15 protein-coding genes and 1 pseudogene are annotated in these 18,212 nt (G+C 65.0%); 14 read left to right on the forward strand and 2 right to left on the reverse strand.

What is annotated here, in order from left to right; genetic code table 11:
• Window positions 1–3: 3 nt before the first annotated feature.
• The 3 genes from HAP41_RS23180 (at window position 4) to HAP41_RS23190 (ending at window position 2,207) form a co-directional block, all read left to right on the forward strand.
• Window positions 4–864 (forward strand): phosphatase PAP2 family protein, encoded by an 861-nt coding sequence (locus tag HAP41_RS23180; protein ID WP_166096953.1) that lies wholly within the window; start codon window positions 4–6, stop codon window positions 862–864.
• A 102-nt stretch (window positions 865–966) separates the two neighbouring features.
• Window positions 967–1,527, forward strand: coding sequence for a papain-like cysteine protease family protein (locus HAP41_RS23185; protein ID WP_166096952.1), 561 nt, complete (start codon window positions 967–969; stop codon window positions 1,525–1,527).
• A 29-nt stretch (window positions 1,528–1,556) separates the two neighbouring features.
• Complete coding sequence (locus HAP41_RS23190) at window positions 1,557–2,207, forward strand: hypothetical protein (protein WP_166096951.1); 651 nt, start codon at window positions 1,557–1,559, stop codon at window positions 2,205–2,207.
• Between the two features lie 89 nt (window positions 2,208–2,296).
• On the opposite strand, the gene HAP41_RS23195 is transcribed toward HAP41_RS23190, so the two are convergent.
• Together HAP41_RS23195 and HAP41_RS23200 are read right to left on the reverse strand one after the other, a co-directional pair.
• Window positions 2,297–2,551: a DUF3551 domain-containing protein gene (locus HAP41_RS23195; protein WP_166096950.1), complete on the reverse strand. Its 255-nt coding sequence runs from the start codon at window positions 2,549–2,551 to the stop codon at window positions 2,297–2,299.
• Between the two features lies 1 nt (window position 2,552).
• Complete coding sequence (locus HAP41_RS23200) at window positions 2,553–2,873, reverse strand: DUF3551 domain-containing protein (RefSeq protein ID WP_063986338.1); 321 nt, start codon at window positions 2,871–2,873, stop codon at window positions 2,553–2,555.
• Between the two features lie 254 nt (window positions 2,874–3,127).
• Here HAP41_RS23200 and HAP41_RS23205 point away from each other — a divergent pair, with 254 nt between their 5' ends.
• The 11 genes and pseudogenes from HAP41_RS23205 (at window position 3,128) to dxr (ending at window position 18,196) form a co-directional block, all read left to right on the forward strand.
• Entirely contained in the window at window positions 3,128–3,847 is a 720-nt protein-coding gene (locus tag HAP41_RS23205; RefSeq protein ID WP_063983028.1) for an outer membrane protein, read from the forward strand.
• Between the two features lie 473 nt (window positions 3,848–4,320).
• Complete coding sequence (gene dnaE, locus HAP41_RS23210; protein WP_166105839.1) at window positions 4,321–7,824, forward strand: DNA polymerase III subunit alpha; 3,504 nt, start codon at window positions 4,321–4,323, stop codon at window positions 7,822–7,824.
• 325 nt (window positions 7,825–8,149) lie between these two features.
• Window positions 8,150–8,920 (forward strand): carbonic anhydrase, encoded by a 771-nt coding sequence (locus HAP41_RS23215; RefSeq protein WP_166105837.1) that lies wholly within the window; start codon window positions 8,150–8,152, stop codon window positions 8,918–8,920.
• Between the two features lie 175 nt (window positions 8,921–9,095).
• Entirely contained in the window at window positions 9,096–11,600 is a 2,505-nt protein-coding gene (locus tag HAP41_RS23220; RefSeq protein ID WP_166096949.1) for a caspase family protein, read from the forward strand.
• A gap of 219 nt (window positions 11,601–11,819) precedes the next feature.
• Entirely contained in the window at window positions 11,820–12,815 is a 996-nt protein-coding gene (locus tag HAP41_RS23225) for a 30S ribosomal protein S2 (RefSeq protein WP_028151700.1), read from the forward strand.
• A gap of 134 nt (window positions 12,816–12,949) precedes the next feature.
• Window positions 12,950–13,873 carry a translation elongation factor Ts gene (gene tsf, locus HAP41_RS23230; RefSeq protein ID WP_028169462.1) on the forward strand — a complete coding sequence of 308 codons (924 nt, stop codon included), beginning with the start codon at window positions 12,950–12,952 and terminating at the stop codon, window positions 13,871–13,873.
• 60 nt (window positions 13,874–13,933) lie between these two features.
• The gene (gene pyrH, locus HAP41_RS23235; RefSeq protein ID WP_028151698.1) at window positions 13,934–14,650 is read left to right on the forward strand and encodes a UMP kinase; all 717 of its coding nucleotides are present in this window, start codon (window positions 13,934–13,936) and stop codon (window positions 14,648–14,650) included.
• A gap of 63 nt (window positions 14,651–14,713) precedes the next feature.
• Entirely contained in the window at window positions 14,714–15,277 is a 564-nt protein-coding gene (gene frr, locus HAP41_RS23240; RefSeq protein ID WP_014494937.1) for a ribosome recycling factor, read from the forward strand.
• A gap of 94 nt (window positions 15,278–15,371) precedes the next feature.
• Window positions 15,372–16,130, forward strand: coding sequence for an isoprenyl transferase (locus HAP41_RS23245; RefSeq protein ID WP_014494938.1), 759 nt, complete (start codon window positions 15,372–15,374; stop codon window positions 16,128–16,130).
• Window positions 16,127–16,968: pseudogene (locus HAP41_RS23250) on the forward strand (phosphatidate cytidylyltransferase). Before HAP41_RS23245 ends, HAP41_RS23250 begins: the two are co-directional and overlap by 4 nt.
• Before the next feature lie 4 nt (window positions 16,969–16,972).
• Complete coding sequence (gene dxr / locus HAP41_RS23255; protein ID WP_063983032.1) at window positions 16,973–18,196, forward strand: 1-deoxy-D-xylulose-5-phosphate reductoisomerase; 1,224 nt, start codon at window positions 16,973–16,975, stop codon at window positions 18,194–18,196.
• Window positions 18,197–18,212: the final 16 nt, after the last annotated feature.

Raw genomic sequence — 18,212 nt, forward strand, 5'->3', positions numbered from 1 at the left:
ACAATGCCTGGTGTTGCAGGAGGCGGTGGTGGCGGCGGCGGCGGCGGCGGTGGCGGCGGAGGCGGCGGAGGCGGTGGTGGCGGTGGTGGCGGCGGCGGTGGCGGAAACGGCGCAGTCAGCGGCGGTTACGTTGGTGGCGGAATTCCCCCGCGTCCTTTCCCGATCTTCGAGAGTTTCGTCGGAGTCCTGCCCGGTAGCTTGAATTACGGGGCGACATTCCCGCTGTCTGCCTGGCGCCCTGACTTTTTTGCCCAGATCGCATTGCTCGAATTTGCCAGGACCGATTGGCAAACCATCACTGTCGCCGGCCCGCCAACGGATCACGATGTCATTTTCGGGGAGATCGATGAACTCCTTGGGGCGTCGATGGATCGTCGCAAGAGGTTGGCAGATGAGATCGTCGATCAGGACGTGAGGCTTGTCGGCTATTTTGCGCAGGTCCTCATGCTTTCGCCGTCGGCGCATCCAAATACGATCAAGATTCTGGAGATGGCCGATCATGTTGGGCTGATGGTCGCCGTCTACTACAAGCTCAGGTTCAATCGCGGGCGGCCGCAACAGGTGTGTCCGGCGCTTTTCCCAATGGTCGCGTCGCCCTGGCACGCCTCCTATCCGAGCGGACATTCGCTGGAGAGTCACCTGATGGCACTGGCGCTGGGAGAGATTATCCCCGGTGCCAAGAGTGCACTGAGGGCGCTGGCCGCGCGGATCGGGAAGAATCGCGAGATCGCTGGCGTCCACTACCCGAGTGACACGGCTGCCGGGAAGGCCATTGCTGAAGCCGTGTTTCCGTACCTCCAGCTATGCGGCACCTTCCATGCGGTGTCCGAGGCGGCAAAACAAGAGCATTTGAATAGTGCCTAATGCCGCAACCGAGATCGCATCCTTGGATTTTGCAAGGATGCGCTCCGCACGGCCACAAGGAATTGAAGTTGGACCAATCGATCTCAACCACGAGGTATTGCAATGGGTATGGAAGAAATTTCCGTCATCGAAAGGACACGGATTCAGTTAGCGCCAGATTTCACGATGCAACATCAGTGTCACATCAATTGGTGCTGGGCAGCCGTCGCTTCCAGCATCTCGGGCTATTACGACGAGACCAGTACTTTCACGCAGTGCCGCATCGCCAACCTCGAATTGAACCGGCATGATTGCTGTGATTTCCCTTGCGGCACGCCGGGTCTGGAATTCGATGTGACGCATTCTCTCGGATCACCGCTCAACCGAGTCCGCTGCCTCGCCGTGTTGGCCCTCGACCAACGAGCGACACGAATGGAGGTGCAGCAGGAGATCAGTGCAGGGCGACCCATTTGTGTTCGCACGGTCTGGTCGGGAGACGAAGATGAGGAGGGACCGGCGCACTTCGTCGCGATCGTCGGATATCTGGAGGATACCGACAGCCTGGTCATTGAGGATCCCCTTTTCGGCCTAACACCAGAGATCCAGTTTAATCGATTTTGCTCAAACTATCAGGACGCCAAAGGTGTCTGGACGGACACTTACTTCACCAAGCCCCCGGTCTAGAACCTTGCCACCGCGAAAGGAGAGAAAAGATGGCAATTCATCCCAGCGATCCTCCGGCGGCTGCGGTCGTAGCTGTGAAGCGAGCGGTGGCCAGCCGGGTGGGCAACCCGAAATTCCCGCGATCAAGGCTTTCCACTGCCAACCGTGACGCGGTCTTCATTTCCCTGCCGCATCGCATTGCCTATCTGGCTTTTGGCAAGATCCGTCGCGCAGACAAACTCAGAGCGGCTGCGAAGCTAGGCAATTGGAGATTTCTTGTGATTGAAGCGAAGCGGCGCACCGCCGCTGATGATGGGGGAGGGGAGGAACAGGAGCCGATCGCTGCTGCGACAATCGTGAAGTCGGCAGCGACGATGTATGAGACGACGTATGAACTGGGTGACCTGAACGAAGGGCCGTTTGTGGCGGCGACGTCGGAGGCGATCCGTCGTGCCGAGAAGCTTCCTGAAGTTCGGGAAGGACGCTTCGAGGCTTTCCTGCTCACCGTGCCGGCGGTCCATGTGACAGCGCTCTGGCTGCAAGATTATCAAGATTGTCATGGCGATGCGGACCTGCTGCTGACGTTACCGCCCTCGGACCAGGCCTTGGAGCCGTATCGGCCGATGGCGTCGGCCGCGTTCTTGGCTGTCGTGCAAGACCTCGCTCGGAAAGTAACTTCCGAATACGCGACGAGGGGGTAAGCGGGCAATGTCGGCGCGATGGAAAAGCTCGCAAGTGCGTTAAGCTCGCAAGGGCGCCAAAGTTGGCGAGTCCCGGCATAGGAGCACGCCTAGTCCGCCTGCTTCAGCCGTCGGGGAGCCTTTGACCTCTTCTGCGGAAAGTACGGATTCACGGTACAGCTCGCGGAGCGACCGACGGCGAGAAATTTACACTGTTCGAGCGAAGTGTAGCGGCAGTCGAAATAGCCGACGGGGCCGTAGATCTGCATGCAGACGGGATAGCTGGGATCGTAGGTCTGCGCGTGCGCCGGCACGCCCGAGACGAGCAGGCCGGTGGCGACGAGCGCGAAGCGGGCGCGGCGCATCTCAGCGCGGTGGGTAGTAGCCGGGTGAATAGCCCGGTGTCTGGGCGCGCGGACGATTCTGATAGGCGTAGGGATCGTCGCTCTGGCCAGTGAAATACGGATTCGCGATGCAGGTCAGCGCGCGGCCCGACGAGCTTGCCTGACACTGTGCGTAACTGTCGAACGTGCAATTGCTCAGCCCCGGCCATTCCTGGCCGGTCAGGCAGAACGCGTGATGCGTGCCGAATGCGCGTGCGGGGGTGCTTGCACTCAGCGTGAGCGCGAATGTGGCGATTGCGAGCGAAAATGTGGCGACAATGGGGAGGGCAATCTGTCTGCGCATCTCAATCTCCAATCACACAATCGTGCGTGCATCAGGTGTCCAGGCACAGATGCAACATACGTCGTGTAGTCGACATTGGAACTCATGAAAACCCTTGTTTCAAAGGGTTTCCCGCGCGCGCTGCTAAACATTCATTAACGCAGCACAGCCCTTTGGCCCCGACTGTTGCGTCGGGGTTACAGCAATTCCGTCGAGCGCTGATATGACGGCCCTACGGCCCGGGGGCCTAACGACGAAACTGGAACGGGAATCAAATGAACAAGAATCTGTTGCTTGCTGCTGTGAGCCTTGTCGCGCTGAGCGCGACTGCGCCGGCGCTGGCTGCTGACCTCGCTGCGCGGCCTTACACCAAGGCGCCCGCGATGATCGCGACCGTCTATGACTGGAGCGGCTTCTACATCGGCATCAACGGCGGCGGCGGTTCGTCGCACGCGACCTGGGATTTCGTTGGCGTGGGCCGCGAAGGTTCGCACGATGCGACGGGCGGCACGGTCGGTGGCCAGATCGGCTATCGCTGGCAGTCCGGCCAGTGGGTGTTCGGCGTGGAAGGCCAGGGCAACTGGGCCGACTTCTCGGGCGACAACACCAGCGCGCTGTTCGCCACCCGCAACCGCACCAAGATCGATGCGTTCGGTCTGATCACCGGTCAGGTTGGCTACGCCTGGAACAACGTCCTGGTCTACGTCAAGGGCGGTGCGGCTGTGGTCAGCAACAAGTACGAGATCTCCAGCACGGCGGGCGCGCTGCTCTCCTCGTCCAGCGACAGCCGCTGGGGTGGCACGGTCGGTGCCGGCCTCGAGTACGGCTTCGCGCCGAACTGGTCGGTTGGCGTCGAGTACAACCACATCTTCCTGTCCGACAAGGACGTGACCTTCGCTGGCTTCGCCGGCTCGGAGCGCATCCGTCAGGACGTCGACATGGGTCTCGTCCGCCTGAACTACAAGTTCGGCGGCCCGATGATCGGTCGCTACTGAGACTGGTCGCTCATTTCGAGCGATCGTCGAAAAGCCCCGGCCTTGCGCCGGGGCTTTTTTGTTGTGTGAATTCAGCGAGTTAACCATCACTTTTCGAGAGAGCTTAGACGGCTTGACTCTCAAGAACGAAATGAGAACAATGTTCTTCATACGTTCTGGTGATGGAGCAAGCCATGTTCAGGATTTTCGTGGAAGAAGCCGCCGCACTCGCCTCGATCTCGCTGTTCGTCGGGATGATCGCAATCTGGGCGCAGGTGATTCCGCAGCTCTAGGCCGCAGCTGGCCAGACCCCCTTGGTCATGCCCTTGGGGAAAAGCGGGACGACGCGGCCGTTTCGTGGCTCCGGCGTGGACTCTGAAGCGGTGACGCCCCACCATTGTGAGGCGAGTCGGCGGGTGGGCGGAAGATGTCTCATGATCCCCCCTGGAGCCGGCGACCGCTCCATCTCATCTGCAAGAGGCCGTCACGCGACCATGCCGAGCGCCGGATTTGTCCACCTTCACGTTCACTCGGCCTATTCGCTGCTCAAGGGCTCGATCAAGATCGCCAAGCTCGCCGAGCTTGCGAAGAAAGACCACCAGCCCGCACTGGCGCTGACCGACACCGACAACATGTTCGGCGCGCTGGAGTTCTCCGACAAGATGGCGGGCTCCGGCATCCAGCCGATCGTCGGCTGCGAGCTCGCGATCGATTTCGGCGACCAGGATCCCAACGCGCGCAATGCGCTGCTGCCGTCGCGTGTGGTGCTGCTGGCGGCCCAGGAGCGCGGCTATCGCAGCCTGATGCGGCTGAACTCGCGCGCGTTCCTCGAATCGCCTGACAGCCACGCGCCGTTCATCAAGTTCGATTGGCTCGACGGTGAGACCGAAGGCTTGATCGCACTCACGGGCGGCCCTGACGGGCCGATCTCGCTCGCGCTTGCCAGCGGGCAGGCCGAAATTGCGGCGACGCGCTGCGAGCGTCTCGCCGGCCTGTTCGGCGACCGCCTCTATGTTGAATTGCAGCGCCACAACATCGACAAGGAGCGCCGCGTCGAAAGCGGGCTGATCGACATTGCCTACGCAAAAGGCCTGCCGCTGGTTGCGACCAACGAGCCGTATTTCGCTTCGAACGACGATTACGAGGCGCACGATGCGCTGCTCTGCATCGCCGGCGGGCGGCTGATCGCCGAGACCGATCGCCTTCAGCTCACGCCCGATCACCGCTTCAAGACCCGCGCCGAGATGGCGGTGCTGTTCGCCGACATTCCGGAGGCGCTGGCCTCGACGGTGGAGATCGCCGAGCGCTGCTCGTTCCGCCCGATGACGCGCAAGCCGATCCTGCCGTTCTTCACGGTCGGCGCCGCCGCAAGCTCCGACGCCGCGTCGGTCGAGGCGGCCGAGCTCAAGCGCCAGGCGGAGGAGGGGCTCGCCAACCGCCTGCGCGTGCACGGCCTGTCGCAGGGCACTACGGAAGAGGACTACGACAAGCGCCTGGCGTTCGAGCTCGACGTCATCATGCGGATGAAATACGCGGGCTACTTCCTGATCGTCTCGGACTTCATCAAATGGGCGAAGGGCCAGGGGATTCCGGTCGGACCGGGGCGCGGTTCGGGCGCCGGCTCTCTGGTCGCCTGGGCGCTGACCATCACCGACCTCGACCCGATCAAGTTCGGCCTGCTGTTCGAACGCTTCCTCAATCCGGAACGCGTCTCGATGCCGGACTTCGACATCGATTTCTGCCAGGACCGCCGCGGCGAGGTGATCAGGTACGTCCAGGAGCGCTACGGTCGCGACCAGGTCGCGCAGATCATCACCTTCGGTACGCTGCAGGCGCGCGGCGTGCTGCGCGACGTCGGCCGCGTGCTGCAGATGCCCTATGGCCAGGTCGACAAGCTGACCAAGCTGGTGCCGCAGAACCCGGCCGCGTCGGTGACGTTGGCCGCCGCGATCGAGAGCGAGCCGAAGCTTCAGGCGTTCCGCGATGAAGACCCGGTGGTGGCGCGCGCCTTCGACATCGCGCAGCGTCTCGAAGGCCTGACCCGCCACGCCTCGACGCACGCGGCCGGCATCGTGATCGGCGATCGCCCCCTGAGCGAACTCGTGCCGATGTACCGCGATCCCAAATCGGACATGCCGGTAACCCAGTTCAACATGAAATGGGTCGAGCCGGCCGGGCTCGTGAAGTTCGACTTCCTCGGCCTGAAGACGCTGACCGTGCTCGACGTCGCGGTGAAGCTCCTGAAGCCGCGCAACATCGACATCGATCTCGCGACGCTGCCGATCGACGATGCCGAAAGCTACCAGATGCTGGCGCGGGGCGAGGTGGTCGGCGTGTTCCAGGTTGAAAGCCAGGGCATGCGGCGCGCGCTGGTCGACATGCGCCCCGACCGTTTCGAGGACATCATCGCGCTGGTCGCGCTCTATCGCCCGGGCCCGATGGCGAACATCCCGACCTATTGCTCGCGCAAGCACGGCGACGAGGAGCCGGAATATCTGCATCCGGTGCTGGAGCCGATCCTGAAGGAAACCTTCGGCGTCATCATCTACCAGGAACAGGTGATGCAGATCGCGCAGGTGATGTCGGGCTATTCGCTCGGCGACGCCGACCTGCTGCGCCGCGCCATGGGCAAGAAGATCCGCGCCGAGATGGACAAGCAGCGCGACATCTTCGTCGCCGGCGCGGTCAAGAACGGCGTGCCGAAGGGGCAGGCCGAGACCATCTTCGAGCTGCTCGCAAAGTTCGCCGACTACGGCTTCAACAAGAGCCACGCGGCGGCCTACGCGCTGGTGTCCTACCACACCGCCTATATGAAGGCGCATTACCCGGTGGAGTTCATCGCAGCGTCGATGACGCTCGATCTCAACAACACCGACAAGCTCTCCGAATTCCGTTCCGAGGCGCAGCGCCTCGGCATCAAGGTCGAGCCGCCGAACATCAACCGCTCAGGCCCGACCTTCGAGGTCGGCGACAAGACGATCTACTACGCGCTTGCCGCGCTCAAGGGCGTCGGCATCCAGGCGATCGAGCAGATCATCGAGGAGCGGACCAGGCGCGGGCTGTTCACCTCGCTCGCCGACTTCGCCGCGCGGGTCAATCCGCGCGCGATCAACAAGCGCATCATCGAAAGCCTCGCCGCTGCCGGCGCCTTCGACACGCTGGAGCCGAACAGGGCGCGGGTCTTTGCCGGCGCGGACTCGATCCTGGCCGCCTGCCAGCGTGCGCATCAGGCCGAGACCATCGGCCAGAACGACATGTTCGGCATGTCGGCGGACGCACCGACCATCATGCTGCCGCAGATCGAGCCCTGGCTGCCGGCCGAGCGGCTGCGCCGCGAATATGACGCGATCGGATTCTTCCTGTCGGGCCATCCGCTCGACGATTACGCGATGGTCCTGAAGCGCCTGCGGGTGCAGAGCTGGGCCGAGTTCTCGCGTGCGGTGAAGACCGGCGCAACCGCAGGCAAGGTCGCGGCCACCGTGGTGTCGCGCATGGAGCGGCGCACCAAGACCGGCAACAAGATGGGCATCATGGGGCTGTCTGATCCCACGGGCCATTTCGAGGCGGTGCTGTTCTCTGAGGGCCTCGCGCAATACCGCGATGTGCTCGAGCCGGGCGCCGCCGTGCTGCTCCAGTTGGGCGCGGAATTGCAGGGCGAGGACGTTCGCGCCCGCGTGCTGCATGCCGAGCCGCTCGATGACGCCGCCGCCAAGACGCAGAAGGGCCTGCGCATCTTCGTGCGCGACACCAAGCCGCTGGAGTCGATCGCCAAGCGACTGGCCGGGCCCGACATGGCGGCTTCGAACGGCGCCGCGCCAAAGGTCGGCAGTCCCGGCATCGCGCCGCGCTCGAACGGCGACGGCGAGATCTCGCTGGTGATGATGCTCGACCTCGAGACCGAGGTCGAGATGAAGCTGCCCGGCCGCTTCAAGGTCTCGCCGCAGATCGCCGGCGCGATCAAGGCGGTCGCGGGCGTCGTGGACGTGCAGCAGCTGTAAAGCGCGATGATATCTGGAAGAATCGTCATCGTGCTTGGGATCGGCGTTAGCGTATGATCTCACCACAAACGCGTGCCGCGTCTGTGGTGAGTGAGAATTGCTGCCCTTTTCCGGATCATGCTTTAGCAGCCGATCTCGAATATATGCAGATGGACGCAGCTTTGTGCGGTCGTTGCGCGTGAGGCGAGCGGTCACTTCGGCTTTGCAGCATGGTTCGCGTTGCAGCAATCATCAGTTGCATCATTTGTCATTGGTGATTTCTTCACATCGATGCACCTATCATCGCGACGCTTCCATTCGTCCACTGTACCTGGGGAAACGTCACATGTGCGACAGGTGCTCTGAATCTCTGCATCATGAATCTCTGCATCGAGACATCGCGCCGTCGCGGCGATCCGCGATGCTGTTTGGCGCCGCTGCGTTCGGCATGGCCTTCGCCGGCGGAGCTTTCGCGAGCGGCGCCTTGGCAAAGGAGGCCAAGCAGCCACCCAAGCCGCAGAACGTGTTGTCGCCCGACGCATCGCTGAAGCGGCTGATGGAGGGCAATGCGCGCTATGTCGACGGTGTGGCGCGGCGCCACGATTTCAAGCACGAGCGCGAGGCGCTGGCCGGTGGACAGAATCCGTTCGCGGCGGTTCTGAGCTGCGCCGATTCACGCATCGCGCCGGAATATGCCTTCGACAGCGGCCGCGGGGATCTCTTCGTCTGCCGCGTCGCCGGAAATTTTGCCGGCACCGAAACCATTGCCAGCATGGAATATGCGGTGGCCGTGCTCAACGCACCGCTGATCCTGGTGCTCGGCCATGATGCCTGCGGCGCGGTCGATGCGACGCTGAAGGCAATCAAGGACAACACGTCGCCGCCGGGACACATTCCCTCGCTGGTCGATGCGATCGCGCCCGCCGCAAAGGCTGCGATGCAGCAGGGCGGGGACGTGCTCAACAAGGCGATCCGGCAGAACGTGATCGACAATGTCGCGAAGCTGAAGTCGGCCGCGCCGATCCTCAATGCGGCCGTGGAGCAGGGCAAGCTGAAGGTCGTCGGTGGCATCTACCGGCTCACCACGGGAACAGTCGATCTGATCGCGCAGGGCTGAGCGAGGTTCGCGCCACAGCGCGGTCGCGAGGCTTACGCGGGCCTGACGCAGGGACGTGATGGGGCGGGGGCGCCATGCCGCCGCCTCAATCCGCGCTTTTCGTTCAAGAGCCATTCAGCCGGCCGCGCGTCTCATGTACGGTGGCAGCTCAACAACGATAGCGGGCAAGCAAGCCATGCGTGGGACCTACAAGGCCTTCATCTGTTTTCTCTTGCCGATCCTGGCGTTCGCTGCGGCCGCGCCCGATCCGGCGCGCGCGCAGCAGCAGGAAAAGCGCATCGCGCTCGTGGTCGGCAACGGCGCCTACGCCAAGTCGCCGCTGGCGACGACCGCGAACGATGCCGGCCTGATCGCGCAGACGCTGCAAGCGGCGGGCTTCGACGTGGTCGGCGCGCGCGATCTCGACGGCGACACGCTGCGCAAGAGTCTTCGCGATTTCATCCAGAAGGCGCAGGCCTCGGGTCCCGGCACCGTCGCGATGATCTATCTTGCCGGCTATGGCGTCCAGCTCGCGGGCGAGAACTATTTCATCCCGGTCGATTCCAACATCACCCGCGACACCGACATTCCGACCGAAGGCCTGCGGATCAGCGACTACGCCCGCCAGCTCGCTTCCATTCCGCTCAAGGCCAACATCGTCGTGCTCGACGCGGCGCGCGCGCAGCCCTTCATCGAGGGCGGCCAGCAGATCGCGAGCGGACTGGCGCTGGTCGAGCCGGATCCGAACATGCTGATCGCCTTCAACGCCGCGCCCGGCACGGTCGCGCCGGAAGAGCCCGGCCCGTACGGTATTTATGCGCAATCGCTGGCGGAGATGATCCGTACCGGCGGCCTGCCGCTGGCCGAGGTGTTCGACCGCGTCCGTCTGCGCGTCAACGAGGCCAGCAAGGGCGCGCAGGTGCCGTGGAACGAGGCGAAGATATCAGCGCCCTTCTCGTTCTTCGAGCGCAGGCCCGACGCGCCGCCGCCGGAGGCCGCGCCCGACCAGGTTGCCGCGATCCGCAACAAGCCGATCCGCGATCTCGGCGTGCAGGACGCCTATGCGGCCGCGCTCGAGCGCGACACGTTGCCGGCCTATGAAGAATTTCTCGCGGCCTATCCCGGTGATCCGATGTCGAAGCGCGTGATGGCGATCGTCGCGGCGCGCCGCGAGGCGATCACCTGGCGGCGGACCTACCGGAACGATACGCCTGAGGCCTATTGGTCCTATCTGCGCCGCTATCCGCGCGGGCCGCACGCGGCCGATGCGCGCCGGCGTCTGGCGATTCTCACCGCGCCGCCCGAGCCACCGCCGACCTTCGCGATGATCGACTATGACGTGCCGCCCCCGCCGCCGGAGGAGGTGGTCTATGTCGACCGTCCCGTGCTGTACTTCAGCGACCCTGATTTTGGCTTCGCGCCGCCACCGCCGCCGCCGGTCTATTATCTGCCGCCGCCGCCGCCGGATTTCATCGTGCTCGAGCCGCCGCTGCCCGTTGTCGGCCTGTTCGTGTTGCCGCAGCCGATGTTCGTGCCGATCCCGGTGTTCGTCAGGCCGCCGATCTATGTCGCGCCGCCGCCGAACAACATCGTCTTCAACAACATCCATAACACCACGGTCATCAACACCGTGATCAACCGGCCGCCCGCCCCGCCCGTGGGAGCGGGAGGAGGGACCGGGCCTGGCAATCTGAGGCCGGCGATTGCCGACCGCGCCAACCCGGTAGCGCCAATGTTGCCGCAAGCCGCTACGCAGCGCGCCGCGCTGATCCAGCAGGGCAAGGCGCCGATGCCGCTGAGCGCGACGGTCCAGCCGACGGCGAGGCCGGGGATACCTCCGGGGACGCCGGCCAATGTCGCGCCGACCGGCACGCCCCCCGCCGCACCGCCGACCAGGCTGCCGCAGGCCAATACGCTGCCGGTTCCGGGCGCCCAAGGCGGGCCGCCGGCTGGGGCAGGGACGTCGCCTGGCGGCAGGCCCTTGGCGCCGACGGCAAATGTACCCGGTGCGCCTTCGCCGACGCATCCGGGGGCGCCGACCACGGCTGCGCCCGGCACAACGCTGCCGTCCCATCCTGGCGCGCCAACGGCCGGCACTCCGACGACCGTTGCGCCCACCGCGAACCCGGCTGCGCCCGGCCAACCGCCGAAGCCGCCGGTTGCTCAGACCCCGGCCGGCGGCGCGCCCGCTGGCGGCAAGTCTGCAACCCGCGAGCCGGCTGTCGCGCCGCCAACTGCTGCGGGCACACCGCCCGGCACGCCCTCGGGCGCCGCGGGCAAGCCGGTCACGCCGCCGCCCTCGGCCGCGCGCGAGCCGGTCAAACCGCAGAACTTGCCCGCGACCCCTCCAGCGCAGGCCGCCCGGCCGTCGCCGTCAGCTCCAGCACCGCGACCGCAGGCCGTGGCGAGGCCGACGCCGCCCGCCGCTCGCCCGGCACCGCCGCCGCATGTCGCATCGCCTCCGCCGGCCCGAGCGGCTCCGCCTGTGGCCGTTGCACGGCCGGCGCCTCCGCCAATGGCCCGGCCTGCACCTCCACCCGTGGCGCGGCCCGCGCCGCCACCGCCGGTCGCCCGGCCGGCACCACCGCCGCCGCCGCGGATGGCCGTCGCGCCACCGCCCCCGCAGCGTCCGGCCGCACCTCCACCGCGCCAAGCGGCGCCGGCGGCGAAAAAGTGCCCGCCGAACCAGCCCAAGTGCTAGGTCTTTGCGGGCTGGCGTGGTCTTTACGGAAGAGGGCCTTCGGGAGGCGAAAACAGCCCCCGAAAGGCCCTTATTTCCTTGCTTCTGGCCGAAATGGCGCTATATAGCGCCCCATCTCACACGGAAACATGGCTCACAAGGCCGTCCGGTGGCAACCGGGGCGAGAACGCTCCGTTTTGCTCACACGTTTCCGGAGGAACCAACCGGAGAATTGAAACTATGGCGCTACCCGATTTCACCATGCGTCAGCTCCTCGAAGCTGGCGTGCACTTTGGTCACCAGTCTCACCGCTGGAATCCGAAAATGGCACCGTTCATTTTCGGCGCCCGCAACAACATCCACATCGTCGACCTCGCGCAGACCGTGCCGTTGCTGCACACCGCCTTGCAGGCGGTCAGCGACACCGTCGCCAAGGGCGGCCGCATCCTGTTCGTCGGCACCAAGCGCCAGGCGCAGGACGGCGTCGCGGACGCTGCCAAGCGCTGCGCGCAGTATTTCGTCAATTCGCGCTGGCTCGGCGGCACGCTGACCAACTGGAAGACGATCTCGGCCTCGATTAAGCGCCTGCGTCATCTCGATGACGTGCTGTCCGGCGGCGACGCCAGCTCCTACACCAAGAAGGAGCGTCTGACGCTTCAGCGCGAGCGCGACAAGCTCGATCGCTCGCTCGGCGGCATCAAGGACATGGGCGGTCTGCCCGACCTGATCTTCGTGATCGACACCAACAAGGAAGACATCGCGATCCAGGAAGCCCAGCGGCTCAACATCCCGGTCGCCGCGATCGTCGACACCAATTCGGATCCCAAGGGCATCACCTATGTGGTCCCGGGCAATGACGACGCCGGTCGCGCGATCGCGCTGTATTGCGACCTGATCGCACGTGCGGCGATCGACGGCATCTCGCGCGCCCAGGGCGATTCGGGCATCGACATCGGCGCCTCGGCTCGTCCGGTCGCCGAAGAGCTGCCGGCCGCTTCCTCGAGCGGCTTCCAGGGCCTTGCCGGTCCGCGCGGCACCGCCGACGACCTCAAGAAGCTCCCGGGCGTGTCGGGCGCGATTGAGAAGAAGTTCAACGACCTCGGCATCTTCCACTTCTGGCAGCTCGCCGAGCTCGATCACGACACCGCGCACAAGATCGGCGAAGAAGTCGGTCTGCCGAGCCGTGCGGATGCCTGGGTGGCCAAGGCCAAGGCGCTGACCGCGGAAGCGGAATAGTCAAAAAGAGCGATGGGTTGGCCGGATATAAGTCCGGCCACCATTTCAGTTGACGCGAATTCCTGAGATGGACCGCGGCGGGGCTGTTTGATGCCACGCCGCGGCAAACCGGCAGGCAAGAAGGATTTTCAACGATGGCAACGATCACAGCTGCGATGGTCAAGGATCTGCGCGAGTCCACCGGCGCAGGCATGATGGACTGCAAGGCCGCGCTCACCGAAAACGACGGCAACATGGAAGCGGCGCAGGACTGGCTGCGCAAGAAGGGCCTGTCGAAGGCCGCCAAGAAGTCCGGCCGCGTCGCCGCGGAAGGCCTGATCGGCGCGCTCACCAAGGGCACCAAGGGCGTCGTGGTCGAGGTCAACTCCGAGACCGACTTCGTCGCGCGCAACGGTCAGTTCCAGGGCCTCGTCAAGATGGTTGCCCAGGTCGCATTCGACGTCGGCGCCGATGTCGAGAAGATCAAGGCCGCCAAGGTCGGTGACGTCACGATCGAAGCCGCGATCAACGACGCGATCGCCACCATCGGGGAGAACATGACGCTGCGTCGCGCAGCTTCGCTCGAAGTGACGCAGGGCGTCGTGTCGAGCTACGTCCACGGCGCCGTCGTCGAAGGCGCCGGCAAGATGGGCGTGATCGTCGCGCTCGAATCGCCCGGCAAAGCCGATGAGCTCGCAGCCCTCGGTCGCCAGATCGCGATGCATGTCGCGGCCACGAACCCGCTCGCGCTCGAGCCGTCCGGCCTCGATCCGGCGGTCGTGAAGCGCGAGAAGGACGTGCTCGCCGACAAATATCGCCAGCAGGGCAAGCCTGAGAACGTGATCGAGAAGATCGTCGAGTCCGGCCTCAAGACCTATTACAAGGAAGTCTGCCTGCTCGAGCAGGCCTTCATCCACGACACCGGCAAGTCGGTGGCGCAGGCGGTGAAGGAAGCCGAAGGCAAGGTCGGCGGCGCGGTGAAGATCGCGGGCTTTGTGCGCTATGCTCTCGGTGAGGGAATCGAGAAGCAGGAAAGCGACTTCGCGGCCGAGGTCGCAGCGGCCAGCGGCAAGAAGTAAGCGCCGGTACGTTCCTTCCGGCTTGCCGCCGGAAGCGGCGCCCGGACGGGGAAAGTGCTCATGACTGATCCGGTCTATCGTCGCGTCGTGATCAAGCTGTCCGGCGAGTATCTCGCGGGGCAGCAGGGTTTTGGCATCGATCAGCCGACCCTCGACCGGGTTGCGGACGATCTGATCGCCGCCCGCCAGCTCGGCACCGAAGTTGCGGTGGTGATCGGCGGCGGCAACATCGTGCGCGGCGTTGAAGTGTCCTCGCAAGGGGTGTCGCGCACCACCGGCGACACCATGGGCATGCTCGCCACCATGATGAACTGCCTCGCGCTGGAGGCGACGATCGAGCGCAAGGGCACGCCGGCACGTACCCTGTCGGCCTTCGTCATGCCAGAGATTTCCGAGCTGTTCACCCGCACCGCGGCGCACAAATACCTTGCCGAGGGCCGGATCGTGCTGCTCGGGGGCGGAACCGGCAATCCGTTCTTCACCACCGACACGACCGCGGTGCTGCGGGCCGCCGAGATCGGAGCCGAGGCTGTGCTGAAGGCAACCAATGTCGACGGCGTCTACTCGGCCGACCCGAAAAAGGATCCGACCGCCACGCGATTCGACCGGCTGACGCATTCGCAGGCGATCGAGGGCGGCTACAAGGTGATGGATGCGACCGCCTTCGCGCTTGCCCGCGAGACGTTGCTGCCTATCATCGTGTTCTCGATCGCGGAGCCGGGTTCGATCGGCGCTGTGCTGCGTGGCGGCGGCCACGGAACCGTCGTCGCCGGCTGACGCCTCGCCGGTCGCGCCTGAGGGGCGCGGAGTGGGTCGCCGGGAATTTGAAGGAGAAACGTGATGGCCACGGGTAATTTCGACCTCAACGAAGTGAAGCGTCGCATGCAGGGCGCCGTCCAGGCCCTCAAGCACGAGCTTGGCGGCCTGCGCACGGGGCGCGCGTCGGCCTCGATGCTCGACCCGGTGCAGGTCGAGGCTTACGGCAGCCACATGCCGCTCAACCAGCTTGCCACCGTCAGCGTGCCGGAGCCGCGGCTGATCTCGGTGCAGGTCTGGGACAAGTCGATGGTCAAGCCGGTCGAGAAGGCGATCGTCGATTCCAATCTCGGCCTGTCGCCCGCGACCGAAGGCCAGGTGCTGCGCCTGCGCATCCCCGAGCTCAACGAGGAGCGTCGCAAGGAGCTCGTCAAGGTCGCGCACAAATACGCGGAAGCGGCCAAGGTCGCCGCGCGTCACGTCCGCCGCGATGGCCTCGACGTCCTCAAGAAGCTCGAGAAGAATCACGAGATGTCGGAAGACGATCAGAAGCGTCACGCCGACGAGGTGCAGAAGGCGACCGACGGCACCATCTCCGAGATCGACCAGTTGCTGGCTGCCAAGGAAAAAGAAATCCTCACCGTCTAAAGCGCGATCATCGCGCGTTAGGTTATTGTTCGCGCATGGTCTTTTCGGAAAACCGCGTCGCACTTGTCCGGATCATGCTTTTGGGGCCGCCTTCATGTCCAACGCCGCCGCGCCAGCAACCGAAGGACCCGACCGGTCCGACGCGCCTGCGCATGTCGCCATCATCATGGATGGCAACGGGCGTTGGGCCGCCGCGCGCGGGCTGCCGCGGGCCGAAGGGCATCGCCGCGGCGTCGAGGCGCTGCGCCGGGTGGTGCGTGCCTCGCACGAGCTCGGCATCCGCTATCTCACCATCTTCTCCTTCTCTTCGGAGAACTGGTCGCGCCCGGCGAGCGAGATCGGCGATCTGTTTGGTCTCCTGCGTCGCTTCATCCGCAACGATCTCGCGAGCCTGCACCGCGATGGCGTCAAGGTCCGCATCATCGGCGAGCGCGACGGACTCGATAGCGACATCTGCGCACTCCTCAACGAGGCCGAGGAGTTGACGCGCGACAACACGCGCCTGACGCTGGTCGTCGCCTTCAATTACGGTTCGCGGCAGGAAATCGCGAAAGCGGCGCAGAAGCTCGCGCGGGAAGTCGCAGACGGCAAGCGCGCCCCTGAAACGATCGACGCCGAGACGATCGGGGCTCATCTCGATGCGCCCGACATCCCCGATCCGGATCTCATCATCCGCACCAGCGGCGAGCAGCGGCTGTCCAACTTCCTGATGTGGCAGGCCGCCTACAGCGAGCTGGTCTTCGTGCCGATCCACTGGCCCGATTTCGACAAGGCGGCGCTGGAAGGCGCGATCGCCGAATTCGCCAGACGCGAGCGCCGTTTCGGCGGTCTGGTCGCGAAAAACGCCTCGTGAGCGAACCCGACGCCGCATCGGCGGGCGAGAAGCCTGCCCCGAGCAATCTCGTGATGCGAGTCCTCGCAGCGCTAGTGCTGGCGCCGCTCGCTATTGCGCTCGCTTATGCCGGCGGCTGGCTGTGGGCGCTTCTCGTCACCCTAGTGTCGATCGGGCTGTTCGCGGAATGGCTGATGGTGGTGGGCGCGGGGTCTGCCGCACTGACCGGGGCAGGGATGATCGTCATTGCCATGATGGGGGCCTGCGTCGCCTTCGGCGCGCTCAAGACCGCGATCATCACCGGCCTCATCGGCGGCGCGATGGTGACGCTGATCGCGCGGGCCAAGTTCATCTGGGCGGCCACCGGCTTCGCCTACGCATCGGCCGCGCTGCTGGCCTCGATCCTGGTGCGGCAGGATCTCGTCAACGGCTTCGCCGCGCTGATGTTCGTGCTGCTCGTGGTGTGGGCAACCGATATCGGCGGCTATTTCGCCGGACGCAGCATTGGCGGACCGAAACTATGGCCGCGCGTGAGCCCGAAGAAGACCTGGTCCGGGGCGCTCGGCGGCTTTGCGGCGAGCCTTTTGGTTGCGGCCGGCTTTGCGGCGTGCGGGATCGGAAAGGCGGTTCCACTCCTGCTCGTCAGCGCCATCCTGTCGGTGGTATCGCAGGCGGGCGATCTGTTCGAATCCGCGGTGAAGCGGCGCTTCGGCGTCAAGGATTCCAGTCACTTGATTCCCGGCCATGGCGGGCTACTGGACCGTCTGACGGTTTTGTTGCCGCCATCCTGATGGCATGGATTATCGGCTTTCTCCGCCATGGTGTGCATAGCGCCGGAAGCGGTCTTATGGTTTGGTGAGGATATGAGCGCGGTCCCATTGCGTAACAACAAGGCTGCGGCGTCGACCGTCCGCAGTGTCACGGTTCTCGGCGCCACCGGCTCGATCGGCGACAGCACGATGGATCTGCTGCGCGCCTCTCCCGAGCGCTATCGCGTCGAAGCCTTGACGGCGAACGGCAATGTCGAAGCGCTGGCCAAGCTCGCCAAGGAGTTTTCCGCGCGCTACGTCGCGATCGCCGACACGTCCAAGTTCGCCGAGCTCAAGACTGCGCTCGCGGGAACGAGCACGGAATGCGGCGCGGGCGAAAGCGCGGTGATCGAAGCCGGCGCGCGTCCGGCCGATTGGGTGATGGCCGCCGTAAGTGGCGCCGCCGGACTGAAGCCGGCCCTGGCCGCGGTCGATCGCGGCGCGCATGTCGCGCTCGCCAACAAGGAATGTCTCGTCTGCGCCGGCGATTTTTTCATGCAGCGCGCGGCGAAAGCGGGCGCCTGCATCCTGCCGGCCGATTCCGAGCACAATGCGCTGTTCCAGGCGCTCGGCTCCGGCAACCGCGATGAACTCGTCCGCGTCATCATCACTGCCTCGGGCGGGCCGTTCCGGACCTGGAAGCCCGCCGACATCGAGCAGGCGACCCTTGAGCAGGCCCTGAAGCATCCGAACTGGAGCATGGGCCAGAAGATCACGATCGATTCCGCCTCGATGATGAACAAGGGCCTTGAGGTGATCGAGGCATCCTATCTGTTCGCGCTCTCGCCCGACGAGATCGACGTTCTCGTGCATCCGCAGTCGATCATCCACGGCATGGTCGAGTTCTCCGACCGTTCGGTGGTGGCCCAGCTCGGTTCTCCCGACATGCGCACGCCGATCGCGCACTGCCTCGGCTGGCCCGACCGCATCAAGGGGCCGGCGGCCAAGCTCGATCTGGCCAAGATCGGCCAGCTGACCTTTGAGGCGCCGGATTTCGAGCGCTTCCCTGGGCTTCGGCTGGCTTTCGATTCGCTCCGGACCGGGAAGGGGGCGACCACCGTTTACAACGCCGCCAACGAGGTGGCAGTCGCCGCTTTCATCGCCGGCAAGATCCGGTTCGGCGCGATCGCGCGGCTGGTCGAGGCGACGTTGGACGACTGGATTCGCGGCGGGAACCAGGCTCCCCTGACGTCCGCCGACGATGCAATCTCTGTTGACCATGTTGCGCGAAATAGAGCTGCCGCCCTATTGCCTCAAATTGCCTTAAAGGCATCCTAGATGGCACGGGGCCAGG

The organism is Bradyrhizobium barranii subsp. apii, assembly GCF_011516635.5.
Classification (GTDB): Bacteria; Pseudomonadota; Alphaproteobacteria; order Rhizobiales; family Xanthobacteraceae; genus Bradyrhizobium; species Bradyrhizobium barranii.

Coding starts and splice junctions, on each gene's coding strand:
- HAP41_RS23220 (WP_166096949.1), top strand. CDS start 9,096: ATGCGTGGGACCTACAAGGCCTTCATCTGTTTTCTCTTGCCGATCCTG.
- dxr (WP_063983032.1), top strand. CDS start 16,973: ATGAGCGCGGTCCCATTGCGTAACAACAAGGCTGCGGCGTCGACCGTC.
- tsf (WP_028169462.1), top strand. CDS start 12,950: ATGGCAACGATCACAGCTGCGATGGTCAAGGATCTGCGCGAGTCCACC.
- HAP41_RS23195 (WP_166096950.1), bottom strand. CDS start 2,551: ATGCGCCGCGCCCGCTTCGCGCTCGTCGCCACCGGCCTGCTCGTCTCG.
- HAP41_RS23245 (WP_014494938.1), top strand. CDS start 15,372: ATGTCCAACGCCGCCGCGCCAGCAACCGAAGGACCCGACCGGTCCGAC.
- pyrH (WP_028151698.1), top strand. CDS start 13,934: ATGACTGATCCGGTCTATCGTCGCGTCGTGATCAAGCTGTCCGGCGAG.
- HAP41_RS23200 (WP_063986338.1), bottom strand. CDS start 2,873: ATGCGCAGACAGATTGCCCTCCCCATTGTCGCCACATTTTCGCTCGCA.
- dnaE (WP_166105839.1), top strand. CDS start 4,321: ATGCCGAGCGCCGGATTTGTCCACCTTCACGTTCACTCGGCCTATTCG.
- frr (WP_014494937.1), top strand. CDS start 14,714: ATGGCCACGGGTAATTTCGACCTCAACGAAGTGAAGCGTCGCATGCAG.
- HAP41_RS23185 (WP_166096952.1), top strand. CDS start 967: ATGGGTATGGAAGAAATTTCCGTCATCGAAAGGACACGGATTCAGTTA.
- HAP41_RS23180 (WP_166096953.1), top strand. CDS start 4: ATGCCTGGTGTTGCAGGAGGCGGTGGTGGCGGCGGCGGCGGCGGCGGT.
- HAP41_RS23225 (WP_028151700.1), top strand. CDS start 11,820: ATGGCGCTACCCGATTTCACCATGCGTCAGCTCCTCGAAGCTGGCGTG.
- HAP41_RS23215 (WP_166105837.1), top strand. CDS start 8,150: ATGTGCGACAGGTGCTCTGAATCTCTGCATCATGAATCTCTGCATCGA.
- HAP41_RS23190 (WP_166096951.1), top strand. CDS start 1,557: ATGGCAATTCATCCCAGCGATCCTCCGGCGGCTGCGGTCGTAGCTGTG.
- HAP41_RS23205 (WP_063983028.1), top strand. CDS start 3,128: ATGAACAAGAATCTGTTGCTTGCTGCTGTGAGCCTTGTCGCGCTGAGC.